The organism is Caldalkalibacillus salinus, from assembly GCF_016745835.1.
GTDB classification, from domain to species: domain Bacteria; phylum Bacillota; class Bacilli; order Caldalkalibacillales; family JCM-10596; genus Caldalkalibacillus_A; species Caldalkalibacillus_A salinus.
On record NZ_JAERVL010000018.1, the window covers coordinates 79,421 to 98,295 of the forward strand.

Here is an 18,875-nt window from a genome sequence, read left to right on the forward strand (position 1 = left end):
GCTCTCCTTTTTAACCCGTATTAAACAATACGCGTACGAGTGTCTCTAGTGTCTTCTGTCGTCATCAATTTCGCTAGCTTCAATTGTAACCGACCTATACGTTTTTCATAAGCTTCTTTGTCACGTCGATCCGATTCTTTCATGCGTAACCGGGGCTTAGGACTACTCTGCCACTTCTCGTATGCTTTTTGTGCATAATGTAACGCCTTCTCGTAATCTTTGAATTGATGTTCGTATAGTTTAGCCAACTCTATTTCAACCTCTGAGGGGCTGTCATGATGGTGAGAAAGCTCTTCCCAAATGCATGTCGCTTGCGTGTACGATTTTGCCTTCTTCAGTAACAGGGCCATTTGATGTTTAGCTGGCCTTTGCCATCGTCCTTCACGTTGGGCTAACAGTTGGTATAGTTCCGATGCGATATGGACTTCGCCAATCGTCTCATACCAGCTTGCAATTTTGAATTTTTCCTTGTCGTGAGCCCGTTCCGGCTGGATATCCAGAAGCAATTGTGAAAGATGAATATACAGGGTCACTAGCGAACAGACGTCCCACTCGTTATGCTTAAGCACGCCCGCAACGATATCGGGGTCCTGCTCCTCTAGATAATCAAAATAGAGCATCGGTGCGAGATACCCTGGTGTATCTTCTATTCTCTTAAAGTTTAAGACTTCCTCTTCAACAACGGCTAATCGACAAGAGGGTAGATCGTGCTTCCATAGTCTTCTAGCTGCGTGTAATAAATCAAAATGTCCAAAACTCGGCAGTGTGGGCAACATGTCTCTAATCAACGTGTGTCGTGTCTTCACCTGTGGCCAGTCAAACGCTTTACCATTGTAGGTGACGAGGCGCTTCATCACTTTAATATCCTCTAAAAAGGCTTGATACATCGCTACCTCAGCCGAAGGTCCAGGTAAAAAGAGTTGCTTGACTTTCATTTCATGATCCAGCACTCGACTATACCCTAAAAGGAATATCGTCGTCCCTGTCCCCCCAGCCAGTCCGGTTGTTTCAGTGTCAAAGAAAAACAGATCTTCCGGTGAAAGCTGATATGAAGATAGGGGATGCGAACGCCTCTTCTTATTCCATGCTTCGATTACGTCTAATAGTTGACCATATCGATAACGGCCATGCTGATGCTCCAGAGGGTAACTCACTTCTCTGATCACTGCATTCTCTCCATCAAAATGAAACGGTCTAGCTTGTAATTCTCGCCACTTATGTTCATAAGGAAGACTGTGACCCGCTTCTAACGGAGGGTCTACATTTGGCTGAGCCACTTCATCCTTGACCTCATCAGCTTGATGAGACAAGTGTGTTTTATATCTATTGAGCTTATTTTTCAATGACATGATGTGCACCTTCCTCCTGTAGGAAACCAACGAGCTTTAACGATAGTTGCTTCATGTTCTCATCACTATCTAGGGTGCCGATACAAGAAGGACAACCACTTTCACACTGACACGAGTGGATGACGTGTTGCACTTCATTCAAAATGAGATTCAGCCCCTGATAAACCTGTTCGCTTAATCCTACGCCTCCAGGGTAGTGATCATATAAAAAGATGGTCGGTAACCCCGAGTGTACGGCTTTCACTTGTGGCACAACATGAATGTCTTGCGGGTCGCACATGACGAACAAAGGGGCCACATGGCGCAGAACATGAGCCAACCCCGTCAAACCTTGCTCTAGCTTCTCACGCCCATGTTCTTCCTCCCAATCGGCACTCAAGCTCAGCCACATGGCGGTGGTATGTAACTCTTCCTCAGGTAAATGAATCGGGCCAGAACCTATATTTTCATGCGTTTCGAATTTTATTTTCTTAAAAATGGTTGCTTTGGCGTTGACCATGACGTCCCCGTAGCCGATTTCGCCCTGTGATGCGAGAGCTTTGTGTTTATCCACTTCTATCACTTTGAGTTGAACAGCTAAGTTAGCGTCGGTGTAATAATCGGTGCTCACCTCACGGACAAAAGCCTTTTTCTCTTCATAATCTAACTTTTCAACCTGATACTGAACGCCTTGGTGTAAATAGATGGCTTCATCATGCAGCAAGGTCATGGCGCTAAAGCGATCCATTTCCCCTATCACACGGACATGAGCGACATCCGACTGATCGATGATGACCACATTTTCTTGTGAGGCTGATCGCAAACTGACATTATGGGCAGGGAAGGCATCGTTCATCCAATACCACTTCTGATTCTGATAATGCAACACTTGTTCTTCAGTGAGATACTCTAATACCTCTTCTACTTCGACGCCGTCGAACAATTCTCCTTGCTTAAATGGTAATTCGAAGGCGGCGCACTTCAGGTGGTCGACCAAGATAATGAGGTTGTTAGGAGAGATACGCGCATGTTCCGGCGATCGGTTAAAGAAATAATCCGGATGTTGAATGACATACTGGTCAATAGGGCTAGAGCTGGCGACCATGACGACCATAGATTCGTCTTGTCTTCTCCCTGCTCTCCCCGCCTGCTGCCAGGTACTAGCGATTGATCCTGGGTAACCTGTAAGCACGCAGGCCTGAAGCTGTCCTATATCGACCCCTAACTCTAGCGCGTTGGTACTGACCACACCTATAATATCCCCGTTTCGTAAGCCACGTTCAATCTCACGCCTTTCGTTCGGGAGATAGCCACCTCGATAACCACGGATTGATTTTGGACCGAACGTATGGGCAACGAGCTGTTGTAGATAATTTAATAAAATCTCAACACGAACCCGACTCCGAGCGAAAAGAATCGTCTGGATTTTATTTTTTAAAAACAGACGCGCCACATTTCTTGCCTCTAGGGTGGCACTGCGCCTAATGTTTAAGGGGTTATTGACTACAGGCGGATTATAGAAGACGATATGCTTCGTCCCTGTGGGTGCACCGTTGTTATTAACGAGCTTCATTGGTGCGCCGGTTAATTGTTCTGCCAGTTCCTGTGGATTCGCTATGGTAGCGGAAGTACATATAAATTGGGGATCACTACCGTAAAATTGGCAGATTCTTTTCAGGCGTCTGATGACATTGGCAACGTGACTCCCAAATACGCCTCTATATATATGTAATTCATCAATGACGATATACTTTAAGTTCTCAAATAAGGAAACCCACTTGGTGTGGTGTGGCAAAATAGCGGAATGCAACATATCTGGATTGGTGATGACGACATGCCCCGCTTTGCGAACCACCTGCCGAATGTTTGCCGGTGTGTCTCCATCGTACGTGTAACTTTTTATAGCAATATCCATTTCTTCTATCAATTCGTTGAGTTCGCTTTTCTGATCTTGAGCCAATGCTTTCGTTGGAAATATGTATAACGCGCGACTATTCTCGTTTTCGGATACCGCTTGTAACACCGGTAAATTGTAGCACAGCGTTTTCCCAGACGCTGTGGGCGTAACCGCAACAAAATTTTCGCCCTGAGTGGCCAGGCGAAAGGCGGTTTCTTGGTGTGTGTACAGTGAAGAAATACCTCGGTCTTCTAATCCCTTGCGAATACGTTGGTTAAGACCTTGTGGATATGGGACTGTTCGTGCCTTTCGTGGCGGGATTGTTGTCCAATTGGATATATTGTCTTTGAAATCTGGTTCTTCCTGTAATAAGCGGATAATATCTGACATGCTTTTCTTCTTCACCCGAATCACTCCCTCATATACCATTGTAGCGAATAAACGTTCGTTTCGACAAGTATAACCTTTCATTGACCGGTGGGTCCTTCAAACAAATGTACCACCAGTTAGCTCCAGCTTAAGTGAAGCAGAAGGATGGGTCCCTCATAAGGGGCATTAAAACGTAGCCACGCTTCACCTCATGAAAGGAGCTCCAAAGGCTCACATATACACGTGTGCCAACCCCTTTCTACGGACATACTACTACAAACGTATCTTACTCCCATCCAATCTTGTAACCACTTTTTTAGTGTGAAGGGACTGGTTAAGTGATGCTTCGGGACTCATTTATCCCCAAACTAATGCCAAAGTTATATTATATACGCAAGAGCTTTTGGTTCTTACCCTCTTTTTATAGCCTTATAGGCATTGTCCTGGCCATCGTTTCTATCTCAATTGAGCGTTATATGGTGACATGGTCTAACGTGAGCTGGATACCGGATATGATTTTAGTTGACATCGACCATGGCCGGTCTATTCTTGCTGCGCTCGTGACTGCTATACTGACGATGACAACGATCACGTTCTCAACCGTACTCGTCGTCCTGACCACTTATTCATCACAATTTTCGCCACGAACACTACAAAACTTTATCATGGAACAGAAAACGCAACGCGTCCTTGGTGTCTTTACAGGCACCTTTATCTACATTTTACTCATGTTCTTATTCTTGAAGAATTTATCTGAAACGATCGTCCTCATCTCACCGGCTATCGCTGTATTTTTCACGATTGTCTCACTTGGTTTTTTCGTTTCCTATATCCATTACGTTTCGACCTCCGTTCAGGTGAGTAATCTGATTGATCAGATCACTAAACGGACGAAAAGCGCGATTCAGAAAGCTTTTCCAAATGCGAAAACCCATCATTTATCCCAACCAACGGAAGCCCCTTGGCTCAGCTGGGAATCTGAGGAGATTAAACATCTTACACCAGAGCATGTCGTTGCACATAAAACAGGCTACATCCAATACATAGACACAGAAGGATTACGACGATATGCCACCCAAAAAGACATCATATTTCGAGTTGAACGGTATGTTGGAGAGTTTATAATCGAAGGTTCAGCTCTTTTCTCTTATTGGGGTTTACTTGAAACAACTCCTAATGTCACTGAACAGGAAGTATTAACGTATATCACGATTGGCGTTGAACGCACAACGAATCAAGACGTCAATTTTGGGATTCAAAAACTAGTAGAAATTGCTTTACGCGCGCTTTCTCCCGGTATTAATGACCCTAATACAGCCGTGGTATGTGTTAACGAATTAGCGAACATCCTAACGCTCTTGGGAGAAAGGCAAATCCCGAGTCCATACTATTACGATAAGGCGTCAAATCTCAGGATCATCATGCACCATCAGGACTTTTCTACTTACTTATATACATGCTTTTTCCAAATCAAGCAGTACGGTCGAGGTGACCTGTCTGTTATGTCTTCTGTATTAGAAGCATTAAACATGGTAGCCGAAAATAACGATCAAGAGATTAAGGATGAAGTGTGGGAATTCAGTAAGTATATCGTCTCAGGTATTCCCGTTGACAAGCTACACACGTTAGATAAGAAATTTATGAATGAAAAACTCATGACCTTAGCTGTCCATTGTAACCACCCGAAAGATTTCTGTCCGTTGTCATGAAGGATAGGGACATAATAGCATGCCCCCCCTAGGACATCGCAGAGTGAAACCCCTAGAACACCTCAGGACAATCAGGCGTTTTAGAGGCTTGACATTGACAGATCATGTTTATAGTTTATACACTTGGGTATAAGATAAGGATAGCATATAAAAAAGAAGGTGACAGAGATGGAAGAATTACAAGAGTTGATGGAACAAATCGAAACCAATGATAACGTCACACCTGAGTTAAAGGAAAAAGTTGTCGAGGCGCTCACTAATGTAGAGGACCCAGAGTTAGGAATAGATATCGTCAACCTCGGACTCGTCTACCGCATTGAAATGGACGAGAATAAAAATGTGAATGTTGTCATGACATTGACATCCATGGGGTGCCCTTTGGCAGGGATGATTGTGACATTGGTTAAAGAAGCGCTAGATAAAGTTGAGGACGTTCATGATGCCGATGTTGAAATTGTATGGAATCCACCGTGGTCAAAGGAACGTGTATCACGTATGGCCAAAATGGTGCTTCGAATCAGCTAAGTGAATAAAAAGGGATAAGGTCGTGGTGGCCTTATCCCTTTTATTGTATTCTACTTATTCCTCAGTTAGCTTTTCTTGTACAGCTTGTACCTTATCCTGCATCTTTCTTTTTTTGTCTCTACGATCGTCGATACGTATATTCGTCGCCACTCTTTGTACGCCGTTCTCAAACGGCACTTCATGTATGGCTTGTACGACCTCGAAGAGATCCTCCAATTCTCCCTCTATAAGCGTACTCATAGGTGTCAATTGAACATTGACTTTATCTTTGTATTGCTCGAGTACTTTCTGGATATCAGCCACATAAGTACTCACACTCGGTTCTTGTGTTCCTATCGGTATAATGGTTACATCCACAATGGCCATCAGACAACACTCCTTTTCATTCTGTTCATGACTCATATATCATAGCAGCCAATCCAACCATATGCACTTTTTATGGTATATAGACTGACTTCATTCTCTCATAGCTCTACCCCTAAAAAAAATCCCTTAAACGTCATGCGCTTAAGGGATTTAGTACGTATCTTAAGTATTTATTCTTCTTGTGCCGTACCTGTCATCTCGCTCACTTTGTCCTGGTTGTTCTCGATCCAGTCTCTTGCTGCTTCTTCAGGTGGGGTGTTGTTATTTTCTATTTCAGCAATCATATTCTCTACATCTTCAATTGGGATTTCCCAGTTGCTGAAAAATTGATGCGCTTCTGGCGACGTCTCATCTAAGCCTGAACGCGTAATGACTCGAACTTCGGATGTTTCATAAAACGCCTGTGGATCTTCTAGTACCTTAAGATCCCAATTGACAAACATAGGATGTGGACGCCAACCTAAGAAGAGTACAGGCTCTTGTGCATCTATTGCTTTTTTGGCTTGTGATAACATCCCTGGTTCACTCGAAGCGACATATTCGAGGTCAAGATCGTAGGCCTTTAACATCTCCCTCGATTGTTCTGACATCCCGGCTCCTTCTTCAATACCGTAGATACTCCCTCCAAATATATCTTCATTGCCTTTAATATCTTCAATCGAATCGATCTCTTCCACGTAGGTGGGTACCACCCAACCTAACTCCCCTTCTTCATAACTCACAGACACGACATCGAGGTTCTCTCCATAGCTTTCAATGTAGCTTCGATGCATATCCGGAAGCCACGCATCCATAAATACATCAATTTCACCCTGTGATAAGCCTGTGTAAACAACGCCAACCTCTGCGTCCTGTAGCACCACTTCATAGCCCATATCCTCTAATATTGCTTTGGCAATGTAAGTGGGTGGAATCGTACTTGTCCAGGGTGTCACACCGAACGTAATGGTCTGACCTGCACCAGGAGTGGCCTCGTTCTCATTAGGTGTCTGTTCGCCTGCGCCTGATTCTCCTCCACCATCCTCACGGTCGACACCACATCCGGTCAGGACAAGACTAAGCGACAATAGCAATAGGAAGCTTATTTTGGTCAATTTTTTCATCCGTTTACACTCCTTCAATGGATTACCAATCTAATCAGTATCAGCCCGTTTAGAATAGTTCTCTAATCTTGATCTGTTTAACGATTCTCTTGCGTTGATTTGTCTAATCTTGATGATCTTGATGATCTTTTTGATCTGGTTTTTGAGACTCTTCTTCTTCGCCTGTGCCTTCTTTCATCTCTTGAACAGTATCTGAGTTTTGTTCAATCCATTCACGTGCCACCTCGTCCGGTGACGTCCCTTCATCAATCTGGACAATCATCTCTTCAACATCCTCTACTGGAATGTGCCAACGGCTAAGAAAATCAAATGCCTCCGGTACGTCCTGAGCTAAATCCTGTCTGGTTAACACGTGAACTTCTGAGCTCTGTAGAAAGCCCTGTGGGTCTTCTAATACTCTAAGGTCCCAATCGGCAAACATGGGATGCGGACGCCATCCAACAAATAGAACAGGCTCTCCTGCGTCGATCGAACGTTTGGCTTGGGCTAGCATGCCTGATTCACTTGAAGCAACATATTCTAAGTCGAGGTCGTAGGCTTCAATCATGTCACGAGAGGTTATCGTTAAACCATCTCCTTCTTCGATGCCGTAAATCTTCCCCTCAAACTGATCCTCACGTCCTTTTAAATCTTCAACTGATTGTATGCCTTCGACGTATTCTGGGAGGACCCAGCCTAGCTCACCCTCAGTATAGCTCACGGCCACGTCCTCTAATTGATCACGATATTGTGCCATGAAATTGCCATGCATATCTGGAAGCCAGGCATCCATAAATACATCAAGCTCTCCCTGAGACAAACTCGTAAACACAACACCTACGTCAGCTTCCTGTAGATCAACCGTATAACCCATATCTTCCAAAACATTTTTGGCCACATATGTGGGAGGAACGGTACTTGTCCATGGCGTGACACCAAACGTAATGGTCTGCCCTTCTCCAGGTTTGGCTTGATCCGTTTCTTGACCAGGGTTATCCTCCCCGGTCCCCGGTTGATCATTCCCATCCTCCTGCGCCATCCCACACCCCGTCGTGATGAGCACAATCACGAAGATGAGGTATAGGACCCTTTTTTCAAATGTCATATTGAGACACTCCTTGTGATTAATATCCAAAATAAGTGACGACGGAGCGACTTCATATACAATGGCAGTCATTAGCTATTCTAGGACAGTGTTGGAAAAATATACATGGCAGTCGATTAAGCCTTTTGTGTTTGCCCTAACCCTTCTGTGAGCCTGTCTAATATAATCGCGAGGACAACAATACCTAAGCCTCCAACGAGTCCCATCCCAACGTCAACACGTGAGATGCCTGCTAGTACAATTGAACCTAATCCTGGAGCCCCGATCATAGATGCTATAACAGCCATAGATAGGGCCAGCATGATCGTTTGGTTCACCCCGGCCATAATCGTCGGCAGGGCCATCGGTAGTTGGACTTTGCTCAACATTTGCCAAGAGGTTGAACCGAAAGCTCTTGCGGCCTCTACAACGTCTTCAGGCACTTGTCGAATCCCCAGATTCGTTAATCTAACGGCTGGTGGTGTCGCGAAAATAAACGTCGCGATAACGGCTGGCACACCACCGATACCGAATAAAAGAATGGTGGGTATCAAATACACAAAGCTTGGTAGTGTTTGCATAAAGTCAAGCACAGGACGTACGATTTGGTGCAGCTTCTCAGATTTTGCACTTAGGATGCCTACAGGTATGCCGATGATAATGGACAACAATGTGGCCACTAACACGATAGCCGTTGTCTGCATACCGGCAATCCATATATTCTCGTTGCCAAGATCAACGCTGCCGAGAAACAGTAAGCCAAGCACGGTGAAGACCGCAAAACCTATCCCTGCTACTCTCCATGCGAAAAAGGCAAGAATTATGGTTAATAATTCAGGCGGAATAGCAATAAGTAAATCGGTTAATGCCGTCAGTATGATGGAAATATAGTCACTAATGATCCCGAAGAAAGGACCGAGTGTAGGAATCAACCATTTATTAACGAACGTATTGGTCCATTCCTGTAGAGGGAAATCAAAATAATTCATTTACTCTCACATCCTTTTTTTTAAGTCTGGTGCTTATCGCAAAAACGGGTACAACACGCTAGTCTCGTGGTCCAACATATTCATTTTTGTTAACGTTAAAATCTTCGGTAGGCTCCAGCTCTTTATTTTCCTGTTTAGGGGAATGATCCTCGCCATCCTCAGTTTCTTGTTTAATGGCGTTTTCTCCGTCAACCTCATCCTGATCATCATCCTCTTTCCCCAAAACAAGACCAGAAAGGATTGAAACGCGGACGATAATCCCTTTTAGTATCCCTTTCTCTACCACTGCGATTGGGTAATTCGTGTCTGCCGCTACTGTAATGAGCTCATGCAAGGGCGTATCTGGTTCTGTTGAGTGAAAATCTTGAACAAGAATCTCTTCTCCCCATTTGTTCTCTCTAACGGCGTTAACAGCGTCATCTATGGTCAATAAGCCTTTGAGGGATCGATCTCTATCCGTCACGAAGATGCTTGATATGCCTTGCTCCTGCATCTTGCGGATGGCCACACGTGGTCCGTCCTTCCAATAGGCCACAACATCAGGCTTCTTCATAACATGTGAGGCCAGTAAGACTTTTGAACGGTCAACGTCCTGTACAAAGTTTGACACGTACTCGTTTGCAGGATTCGTCATGATGTCTTCTGGTGTGCCTATCTGGACAATCTTACCGTGTTTCATCATGGCAATACGATCGCCCAATTTTAACGCTTCATCTAAATCATGCGTGATAAACAAAATTGTTTTTTGTAGTTTCTCTTGTAATTCGATTAACTCATCTTGCATTTCTTTACGGATAAGCGGGTCTAGTGCACTGAACGCTTCATCCATTAATAAAATGTCTGACTCATTAGCCAGGGCTCTGGCTAACCCAACACGCTGTTGCATCCCCCCACTCAATTCATCCGGTTTGCTGTTTTCATAACCTTTTAGACCTACGACCTCAAGGGAGTGACGTGCTTTTTCCTCCCGTTCACTCTTTGATAAACCTTGCACCTCTAGTCCGTATTCAGCGTTTTCTAAAACGGTGCGATGAGGGAATAACGCAAAACGTTGGAACACCATGGCAATCTTTTTTCTTCTGGTTAGCATGAGGGTTTCTTTGTCCATGGCTGTGATATTCTCATCGTCGATATAGATTTCTCCATCGGTAGGCTCAATTAACCTGTTGACAAGTCTAATTAGTGTCGATTTCCCACTACCTGAAAGACCCATAATGACAAAAAGCTCACCTTCTTTGACATCAAAGCTCGCTTCGCTTACCCCCACAGTCATACCCGTCTCTTCAAATATTTGATCTTTGCCCTGTCCTTTTTTTAACCTTTTTAATCCTGCTTTCGGGTCAGGTCCAAAAATTTTCGTTAAGCCTTTTACTTCAATTTTGCTCATCTGTACATAACCCCTTGAATCTTTAGGATTGGAGTAACTTACCTACGTACTCCTTGTGTAGTTTTACTTTTTCCCTAATAAAAAATAAAATGTATGTATGAAAGCGTTTTATCAATATGATGTGAAGAGAAAGGAGAAAGGGCAATGAAAATTGATCCGTCAACACTCAGTCGAAAAGAGGCGTATAAGCTTTTGATTGGCTCTGTAGTCCCTAGACCGATCGCTTGGGTCTCTACAACAAATGAAATGGGTGTTCATAACATCGCGCCATTCAGTTTTTTTACCGTTGTCTCTACTAATCCTGCCATGCTCGCATTTAACATTGGACCTAACAAGCGTGAAGATGGGAGTGAAGAAAAAGACACATTAGCTAATATTAAGGAAACGAAGCAGTTTGTTATCAATTTAGTGACGATGCCGAACGCTAACGCAATGCATGAGTCTAGTCTGCCCTACTCACCTGAAACAAATGAGTTTGAAAAAGCCGGTCTGACAGCTATCTCCGGAGAACGTGTCAAGGCGCCACGCGTCAAAGAGTCACCAATTAATATGGAATGTGAACTGGACCAGATCATTGAATTGAATGATGATCGTCTGGTGATCGGTAAGCTGGTCTATTTCCACGTCGATGATGAGTATTACATGGCTAACGGTAGAATTGACATTGAAAAGTTACAAGTTGTTGGACGTCTAGCTGGGAACTATGCTCTAATAGAAAATCTTTTTGACCTCCCCCAGTAAATAGCAAATCCATCACAAGAGAAATTAAAATGATGCCTTTCCTTCATAAGAAGATTAGGGCATAACTTATCTATACATCAAAAGGCCTATATATCTTGTATTTATGGAAATTTATAACTTCTGTTCATGACAAAAGACTCTTTTCAATCAAAATTCAATTAAATTACAATACTTATAAGGCATAAATGGGTCTAGTATGGGTAAATATTTTTTTTGAGGGATGAGGTGAGTGACGATGCCGGCACAGTACGATACAGATTATAAAAGCGTACGAATACCCATTGTGGTACATAAGTGTGATACTTTTACATGTCGTTTAAAAGGATTGATGTTCCGTAAACAACCTTTGGAGCAAGAAGGGCTTTGGTTAATCCCTTGTAATGCCATTCATATGTTTTTTATGTCTTTTCCTATCGATGTCTTGTTTTTGGATAAAAAACAGAAAATTGTTAAAACGGTGTCTAGGATTAAACCATGGAAGACACAAGGCAAAGTAAAGGAAGCACACTCTGCACTAGAACTACCAGAAGGAACCATCGAGGCTTACGACATTCAAGAAGGAGACTATATTCTTGTAGACGATGAACATGAAATATTACTCAAACGTGGTCGCACGATGACGGTTGAAGATATTGAGAATATGAGTCGTGATGAAGAGAGACAGCAAGAGTTGTCAGAAGCACAAAAAACTAGTTAAAAATAAACGCTTGGGGCATTCCGTTAAGGTGGAAGTGCCAAGCGTTTTTTTATTGCTTTTGACCCCTGCATCCGATAAAGAGCCCCGTATGCTTAGTAAGCTTGACGTCTCATGTGATTATGTTTTAATGAAACAAGGACACTATAGAGCTCGAGGAGTGAAACTGATGGACAAACTAAAAAGAAAGCTTCAACAAATAGATGGTAAGGGATACAAAGCTTATAAAGATATCCAAGGCCAATATGAGCACGAGAATATGTATGTGTGCCTTGACCATATTCAAGGTGACCCGTACGCCAGTCCTTCACGAGTACGAGTGATATATAAGGGAGACGTATCCTTCATTGACCCTGCCTGGTTACACCAGCCCCATTTGAAAACGGCTGTAGAAGATTATATAACCAGAGCGGTGGCCAAACATATCGATCGCGTACATCACCAAAGTACATATAAATGTCCCATCAACCGTGCAATACTCATTGACCGCCCGGGACAAGAAGTACTCCCTCGGACGTCTTGCAACGTAAACGATAAAGAAATAGAGATACGTTTATCGGTAGAGTTACCCGCTAGAGGAAGAAGAATTAAGGGACAAGAGGCGATTCAGTTACTCTGCTATGCCTTACCAGACATCATTAGAAATACCTTTCAACCTTTTGACTTGGCCCAATGCCAACAACATGTGACACTGGCCCAACAACAGGCGGATATCCGTACCTATTTACAGCGTGAGGGATACCTTTCTTTCATCGCGAATGGTGCCATTCTGCCAAGAGAAAGTGGCGTGAGTCAACGGCCGTTATCTGAAAAAGAGGCGATTCCTTTTCAATCCCCACCCTCACAAGAGATCAATATTCCTTTATCTGACGGCACCGAGATTAAGGGCATGGGGATTAAGGCCGGCATTACGCTTATCGTTGGTGGAGGTTATCATGGTAAAAGTACGCTACTCCAGGCCATCGAGCGTGGGGTATACTCACACATCGCAGGAGATGGGAGAGAATGGGTCATCACCGATGATACAGCTTATAAAATCCGTGCGGAGGACGGTAGACGCGTTGAAAAAGTGAATATCACACCGTTTATCTCTGACCTGCCGTATGGTAAAGATACAGATACATTCTCAACGGAGAATGCGAGTGGTAGTACCTCTCAAGCGACGAATATCATTGAAGCATTAGAGGTTAAATCTCGCGTTTTACTAATAGATGAGGACACGAGTGCCACTAACTTTATGATCCGAGATGCGCGTATGCAGCAACTGGTGGCCAAACAGAAGGAGCCGATTACACCTTATGTAGATAAAATCCGTCAGCTGTATCAAGAGCTCGGTGTGAGTACAATATTAGTGCTTGGCGGGTCTGGAGACTATTTTGAGGTTGCGGATCAAGTCATTATGATGGATGAGTATCGTCCGATCAATGTCACGCAAGAAGCAAAAGAGATCGCTCAAACCCATCAGCATATGAGACAACACGAAGGTGGCGAACAGTTCGGAAAGCAAAGCGCCCGTGTTCCTTCGAAGCAAGGGCTCAATCCGCAAAAAGGTAAAAGAGAAAAAGTGGATGGACGCGGTGTACACACCATCCTCTTTGGACAAGAGGCCATCGACTTGTCTCTCGTCGAACAAATTGTACATCCGAGCCAAACGAGAGCGATAGCGAACATCCTTCGTTATCTCACAAAGAACATGATACAGGAGAAACTCACTTTAAATGATATGTTAGATAAGCTTTATGAGCGAATAGATCGAGATGGCTTGGACTTTTTATCTACTCACCGTGGTCACCCAGGCGACATGGCCTATCCTCGTAAATACGAAGTGGCAGCGGCACTGAATCGACTGCGCACCTTAAAAGTAAAATGATATCACGCAATGTGATGGGCATGCGAAATACTGAGGTGTGTTAAATTGTGAATCAAAGCCAGGGTGTCTCTCCCCTGGCTTTTTTTGTGACGATGTTTAGACGACGACCCAGTTCGGTCCGTGTGGAGAATCTAGTGAAGCTAGTGAAGCCGTTAGATTTTGTCTTTGTTCAGCTTCGATAGTTTCTGGAGGAAACAAGAACGTCCACGGTGTACATGATGCAGGTTGTACTTGGAGATCCGAGATAGAAAACGTATGGGTGGCCACGGTGTCATGGTCTATGCGGTATTGAAGAGATGACTGTTCATACTGAACCCTTTCTTGAGTCGCATTTTGAATAATCACGGTCGCATAGAGATTGCCCTCATGAGTGAGCCCGGTTCGAACTGGTAGGTAACGTAACGTCCCCTTTTCAGGCTGATAACAGGCATTTAGTTCTGTGAATAGCGCTCTGTCCTGCTCAGACACTGCCCGTTGCCAAGTGTGTTGAAATATGATGGGATACACTATATGATCTGTCAATGCGTTCCCTCCTTTGTATTTGTGTCGCTTAGCCTAAATGGTTCTACTATACCGAGCATCACCCAACCACTTATAAAGAGAATGATTGATCCGGTGTAAAAAATAATGTCTAAAGTGAAGAAATCGATCAGCATGCCACCTCCGATGATGGCAAGCCCAGACGATATGGCGGTCCAGAAGTGATAACGACCGATACGTTGACCTCGACTACGGTACTCGGTCAAATCGGCAAGTAAAGCTTTTTCACTCGTTTTTTGCATGGCACCAAATATCCCTAGGAGAATCTGTAAGGCATAGACCTGCCATATGGCTGTCACGATAGGCAACAGTAAAAATAAAAGCGCCATGCCCCATGCATTAGCGACTAGAAAGGGGACCCGACCAATATAGTCTGTCAATGTGCCGATCCAACGGTGGACTATAGCAGAACTTAGAGTAAACAAACCGTAGGCGAGTCCAAATTGGGTAAAACTCGCACCGACTTCCCGGATGAATATGAGATAAAACGGAAATACAAGACTAGCGCCTAAGATCGTTGTCCCTTGTGCGACGATGAGCATGAACCACGGTGATTTAGTGTTCATAATGATCCTTTTCTCCTTCTAACGTACCCACCCGTTCATCCGTTTCCTGGGTTAGCTCTCGTTGTTGCTGATAATACTCATAGAATTCATTCATAAACCTTTCCTCTGGGTCGTAGTGACGTTTTAAAGCAAAGAAATCATTCACATCAGGATACATCCTCTGTAATTGGTCTAATGACGGATATCTTTGATATGTCAGATAGTATGTGCCATTATATTGGTCTGCTAAATCAACTAAACGTTGGGTGGCCGCTTCCATGTGCTCACGGTCCTTTTCAGTTAAGCCCTGATTGATTAAGAAAACAAAAGCAAATGTCTCTTTTTCTGAGTACGACAAGAAAGCTTCATCGTGCTGTGGGACATACCGTACTGTAATGTTCATGATATTAATGTCTTCTTCTACGAGTAGCTCTCTCAAATCATCAACATACGCCGTATAATGCTCAATTGGAATAAAGTACTCTTGAAGTATATCCGTATCTTTAGAGGATGTATACTCCAAGAACTCAATCGGGGGTCGCATCGCGTTATTTCGATTCACAATACGAACCTCATCAGGATCATAAATTTGCTGTTGTAGCCCCCATACGAGTGATTTTCCCCAATCAAAGTGTCGTGACAACCCAAATAAAAATTGATCCCGCTTCACATTTTTTTCTTCTGTTAACGGCGATAGGGCTTCAACTTGCTCAGCCCCCACCTGATCTGTTCGTTTATAATTATGGGCGTACATGCCCGTTAAGAAATGATCCGGTGCCACAGACAGTCTCGCTATGTGCAAGTCCACATCCGGATCTCCAAGGACATGCTTCTCAAAATAAGACGGATACGCTTGATAGTCCATCGGTTCATTATGTTCTTCGTACCATACATTGTCCGCTAACTGTAACTCAACATCGAGGATGACACCAAAAAGACCAAATCCACCAATGACGAGAGAAAATAACTCAGGATGCTCCTCCCTACTCACTTCAATGATTGACCCGTCCGCCTGAAGTAGTCGAAAAGATTTAACAGTCTCTATTAAAGGACCAAAACGGACATCTCGTCCATGTACGTTGGAACTGAGAGAACCTCCAACAGTAAAAATATTAGATGATTGCATCACGGCCACCGATAGGCCGTAGGGGTGAATATAATCCTGAATGTCGGACCAAGTCGCCCCACTCTGTACACGTATGGTCTTCTCTTCTTCATCCAAACTCAATATCTTATTAAAAGAAGTCATATCCAAATGAAGCGAATCCTCATAAAAGGCATGGCCGCCCTGCGAGTGTTTCGTCCCCGCAATTGAGATTTTAAGATCATGCTCTTGCGCCTGATAAACCGCTTGGATAATGCCTTCCTCTTCTTCCTCTTCTATAATTTCCATCACTTCTACAGGGAATAACCGACTAACATCATGCACGAGCAGTTCATCATTTGTCTGTGTTTCATTTATGGACCAAATAAAAACGGCCCCATAAGCCAAACTGCCTAACAAAGCGATTAACCCTATCCACTTAAGCTTAAACCTCTTTATCATTGTTTTTGTCCACCTGCTATTATTTTTTGTCATTGACACTGCAACATTTTTTTCCTGCTCCCCGTTTATAAGATTAAAGGAGTTATTATAGGGGGTCAATAAAAATGAGTACAAAAATGAAATGGCAAGTCGCGTTTGGTGCCTTGGCGATGTGCTTAGTTGTAGGCACATTCTTCATCCTTATTTCTGAGCCAGCCAAGATTTCTTCACACAACGATATTACAGATGACTGGATTGGAGATCAAGTTGACGAGAATGAATTACCAACCGTTCAAACCGCCGAACAACTTCACCATCTCATTAAACAATCCTATGAAAAGCAGAGACAAAACATGCAAAACGAGTCTCTTGCTGTAGAAGAAGCAGAAATGGTTGAAGTGCCCGCTGCTGGTTCGGCAGATATGGCAGGCGATGGCAGTGAACGTGCTTTTAAAGAAGAAGGTAGTCTAGACAGCGTGGAGGATTACTCAGGGACGAATGTCCAAGTTCAAGGAGTCGACGAGGCGGATGTCATCAAAACTAACGGAGAGTATCTCTATCAAGTTCAAGGTAAGAATGTACAGGTTACACAAATCTACCCTGCTTCAGAGATGGAACTGATTGATACGCTTACTTTCGATGACCAATTTTACCCGAACCAATTGTATTTAGATCATGAACACCTTGTGGTTATAGGGGCCCACCACATCCCAATGTTGAGACCGGAAAATATGGGTTCGATAGAAAGGGCAGATACGCCTTCAACGGCTGAGGAAGCCAAATCACACGCTTCGGAATCGCAAATGATCCCTCATCAGTCGATGACCAAAGCTTACGTGTATGCAATAGATGATCCTTCAGACATTACATTAGTACGTGAGGTCGAGATCGAAGGCGGCTATTTAACCTCCCGTAAAATTGGATCTAGTGTCTACTTACTAACCAACCAGTTTATCTCTTTCCATGACGAAAAAGGCGAGGTGATGGATGGAGAGCGTATTCCTAAACCGCTCTATTCAGACACAACCCAAGCTGACCAAGCACAAGAAGAGTACCAGCAGCTTGATTATGGGGACATCGCCTATTTTCCAGGCGGGGAATTCACGTCTTATCTCAATATCGCAGGGTTTAACCTTAATGATGACCAGCCTGTACAGCTATCCTCTTACCTCGGTGCAGGTCAGAATGTCTACGGCTCTCAGGATCACCTCTATGTTTCTATTACGCAATATGACCCTGACCGCGACGACGATAAACGTTATACGGAGATATACCAATTTGCCTGGGAAGATAGTCAGGTGACATACAATGCAAAAGGTGAAGTCCCTGGTCACTTGCTTAACCAGTTTTCCATGGACGAACATGAAGACCACTTACGGGTTGCTGTGACCAGTGGTGATATGTGGAATGAACAAAATATCTCTAAAAATCATCTATACGTGCTTAATCACGACCTACAAGTGGTAGGAAAGGTAGAAGATTTAGCACCGGGCGAACGTATCTACTCTGTCCGTTTTATGGGAGACCGGGGGTACATGGTCACATTTAGAACGGTTGATCCGTTATTCGTGTTAGACCTAGAAGAACCTACAGCGCCCTCCCTACTCGGAGAATTGAAGATACCAGGTTATAGTGATTATTTGCATCCGTATGATGAAAATCACCTTATTGGCTTTGGAAAAGAAACCGAGGTCCATACGGAAAAAGGACACGATGGCTCAGAGCGAGAATTTGCCGTTGAAACAGGGATGAAAATGTCTCTATTTGATGTAACGGATGTACACAATCCAAAAGAAAAATTTGTTGAATATATTGGAGACCGTGGCACACACTCTGAATTACTCCATAATCACAAGGCTTTACTTTTCTCTAAAAAACGTAACTTATTAGCATTCCCTGCTCAAGTCAGAGAGATTAGTCAAAAAGATCAAGAACGTAGCCCACTTCAATCTCACGGAGCATTTACTTTCCAAGGAGCCTTGGTCTATGATATTGATCTAGACAACGGATTCCAACAACGAGGCGGCATTACCCATCTTACTTCACAAGACAAAAACAACCCTTATTGGCATGAACAGCAAAACTTTGTCCAACGCATCATTTATGTTAACGATACGCTATATACTATTTCAAAGGGCGCGATCAAGGCGAACCAATTGGATAACTTAGATGAGTTAAACACCCTTTCTCTCCCTGAGATACAACATTAAACTTAACGCTTCCC

At 43.7% G+C, this 18,875-nt stretch carries 16 protein-coding genes; 6 read left to right on the forward strand and 10 right to left on the reverse strand.

Annotation, left to right across the window (positions count from 1 at the left end; translation table 11 throughout):
• Positions 1-20 precede the first annotated feature (20 nt).
• Positions 21-1,349 carry a ribonuclease H-like domain-containing protein gene (locus JKM87_RS11975; protein ID WP_202080604.1) on the reverse strand — a complete coding sequence of 443 codons (1,329 nt, stop codon included), beginning with the start codon at positions 1,347-1,349 and terminating at the stop codon, positions 21-23.
• Positions 1,333-3,654 (reverse strand): DEAD/DEAH box helicase, encoded by a 2,322-nt coding sequence (locus JKM87_RS11980; RefSeq protein ID WP_236838801.1) that lies wholly within the window; start codon positions 3,652-3,654, stop codon positions 1,333-1,335. The genes JKM87_RS11975 and JKM87_RS11980 overlap by 17 nt, the downstream gene beginning before the upstream one ends.
• 311 nt (positions 3,655-3,965) lie before the next feature.
• On the opposite strand from JKM87_RS11980, the gene JKM87_RS11985 reads away from it, so the two are divergent.
• A complete protein-coding gene (locus tag JKM87_RS11985; protein WP_202080606.1) occupies positions 3,966-5,303 on the forward strand; it encodes a DUF2254 domain-containing protein in 1,338 nt (445 codons plus the stop codon).
• Positions 5,304-5,471: 168 nt separating this feature from the next.
• Positions 5,472-5,828 (forward strand): metal-sulfur cluster assembly factor, encoded by a 357-nt coding sequence (locus JKM87_RS11990; protein WP_236838788.1) that lies wholly within the window; start codon positions 5,472-5,474, stop codon positions 5,826-5,828.
• Between the two features lie 54 nt (positions 5,829-5,882).
• Here the strand turns inward: JKM87_RS11990 and JKM87_RS11995 are convergent, their stop codons facing one another.
• The 5 genes from JKM87_RS11995 to JKM87_RS12015 form a co-directional block, all read right to left on the reverse strand.
• Positions 5,883-6,194, reverse strand: coding sequence for an MTH1187 family thiamine-binding protein (locus JKM87_RS11995; protein ID WP_202080607.1), 312 nt, complete (start codon positions 6,192-6,194; stop codon positions 5,883-5,885).
• A gap of 170 nt (positions 6,195-6,364) precedes the next feature.
• Complete coding sequence (locus tag JKM87_RS12000) at positions 6,365-7,297, reverse strand: glycine betaine ABC transporter substrate-binding protein (protein ID WP_202080608.1); 933 nt, start codon at positions 7,295-7,297, stop codon at positions 6,365-6,367.
• A gap of 103 nt (positions 7,298-7,400) precedes the next feature.
• Entirely contained in the window at positions 7,401-8,381 is a 981-nt protein-coding gene (locus tag JKM87_RS12005; protein ID WP_236838789.1) for a glycine betaine ABC transporter substrate-binding protein, read from the reverse strand.
• Positions 8,382-8,497: 116 nt separating this feature from the next.
• Positions 8,498-9,349 carry an ABC transporter permease gene (locus JKM87_RS12010; RefSeq protein WP_202080609.1) on the reverse strand — a complete coding sequence of 284 codons (852 nt, stop codon included), beginning with the start codon at positions 9,347-9,349 and terminating at the stop codon, positions 8,498-8,500.
• 58 nt (positions 9,350-9,407) lie between these two features.
• A complete protein-coding gene (locus JKM87_RS12015; protein WP_202080610.1) occupies positions 9,408-10,736 on the reverse strand; it encodes a quaternary amine ABC transporter ATP-binding protein in 1,329 nt (442 codons plus the stop codon).
• Between the two features lie 144 nt (positions 10,737-10,880).
• Here JKM87_RS12015 and JKM87_RS12020 point away from each other — a divergent pair, with 144 nt between their 5' ends.
• From JKM87_RS12020 to JKM87_RS12030, 3 genes are all read left to right on the forward strand, one after another.
• A complete protein-coding gene (locus JKM87_RS12020) occupies positions 10,881-11,477 on the forward strand; it encodes a flavin reductase family protein (protein ID WP_202080611.1) in 597 nt (198 codons plus the stop codon).
• A 235-nt stretch (positions 11,478-11,712) separates the two neighbouring features.
• Positions 11,713-12,174, forward strand: coding sequence for a DUF192 domain-containing protein (locus tag JKM87_RS12025; protein WP_202080612.1), 462 nt, complete (start codon positions 11,713-11,715; stop codon positions 12,172-12,174).
• Positions 12,175-12,340: 166 nt separating this feature from the next.
• Positions 12,341-14,041 carry an ABC-ATPase domain-containing protein gene (locus JKM87_RS12030; RefSeq protein ID WP_202080613.1) on the forward strand — a complete coding sequence of 567 codons (1,701 nt, stop codon included), beginning with the start codon at positions 12,341-12,343 and terminating at the stop codon, positions 14,039-14,041.
• Between the two features lie 96 nt (positions 14,042-14,137).
• Here JKM87_RS12030 and JKM87_RS12035 read toward each other — a convergent pair whose 3' ends face one another.
• From JKM87_RS12035 to JKM87_RS12045, 3 genes are read right to left on the reverse strand one after another with little or no spacing between them, the layout of a single operon-like run.
• A complete protein-coding gene (locus JKM87_RS12035; protein WP_202080614.1) occupies positions 14,138-14,563 on the reverse strand; it encodes an SLAP domain-containing protein in 426 nt (141 codons plus the stop codon).
• Complete coding sequence (locus tag JKM87_RS12040) at positions 14,560-15,147, reverse strand: MFS transporter (protein WP_236838790.1); 588 nt, start codon at positions 15,145-15,147, stop codon at positions 14,560-14,562. Before JKM87_RS12040 ends, JKM87_RS12035 begins: the two co-directional genes overlap by 4 nt.
• A complete protein-coding gene (locus JKM87_RS12045) occupies positions 15,137-16,672 on the reverse strand; it encodes an FAD-binding protein (protein ID WP_202080615.1) in 1,536 nt (511 codons plus the stop codon). Before JKM87_RS12045 ends, JKM87_RS12040 begins: the two co-directional genes overlap by 11 nt.
• A 104-nt stretch (positions 16,673-16,776) precedes the next feature.
• Here JKM87_RS12045 and JKM87_RS12050 point away from each other — a divergent pair, with 104 nt between their 5' ends.
• Positions 16,777-18,861: a beta-propeller domain-containing protein gene (locus JKM87_RS12050; RefSeq protein WP_202080616.1), complete on the forward strand. Its 2,085-nt coding sequence runs from the start codon at positions 16,777-16,779 to the stop codon at positions 18,859-18,861.
• The last annotated feature ends 14 nt before the right edge of the window (positions 18,862-18,875 follow it).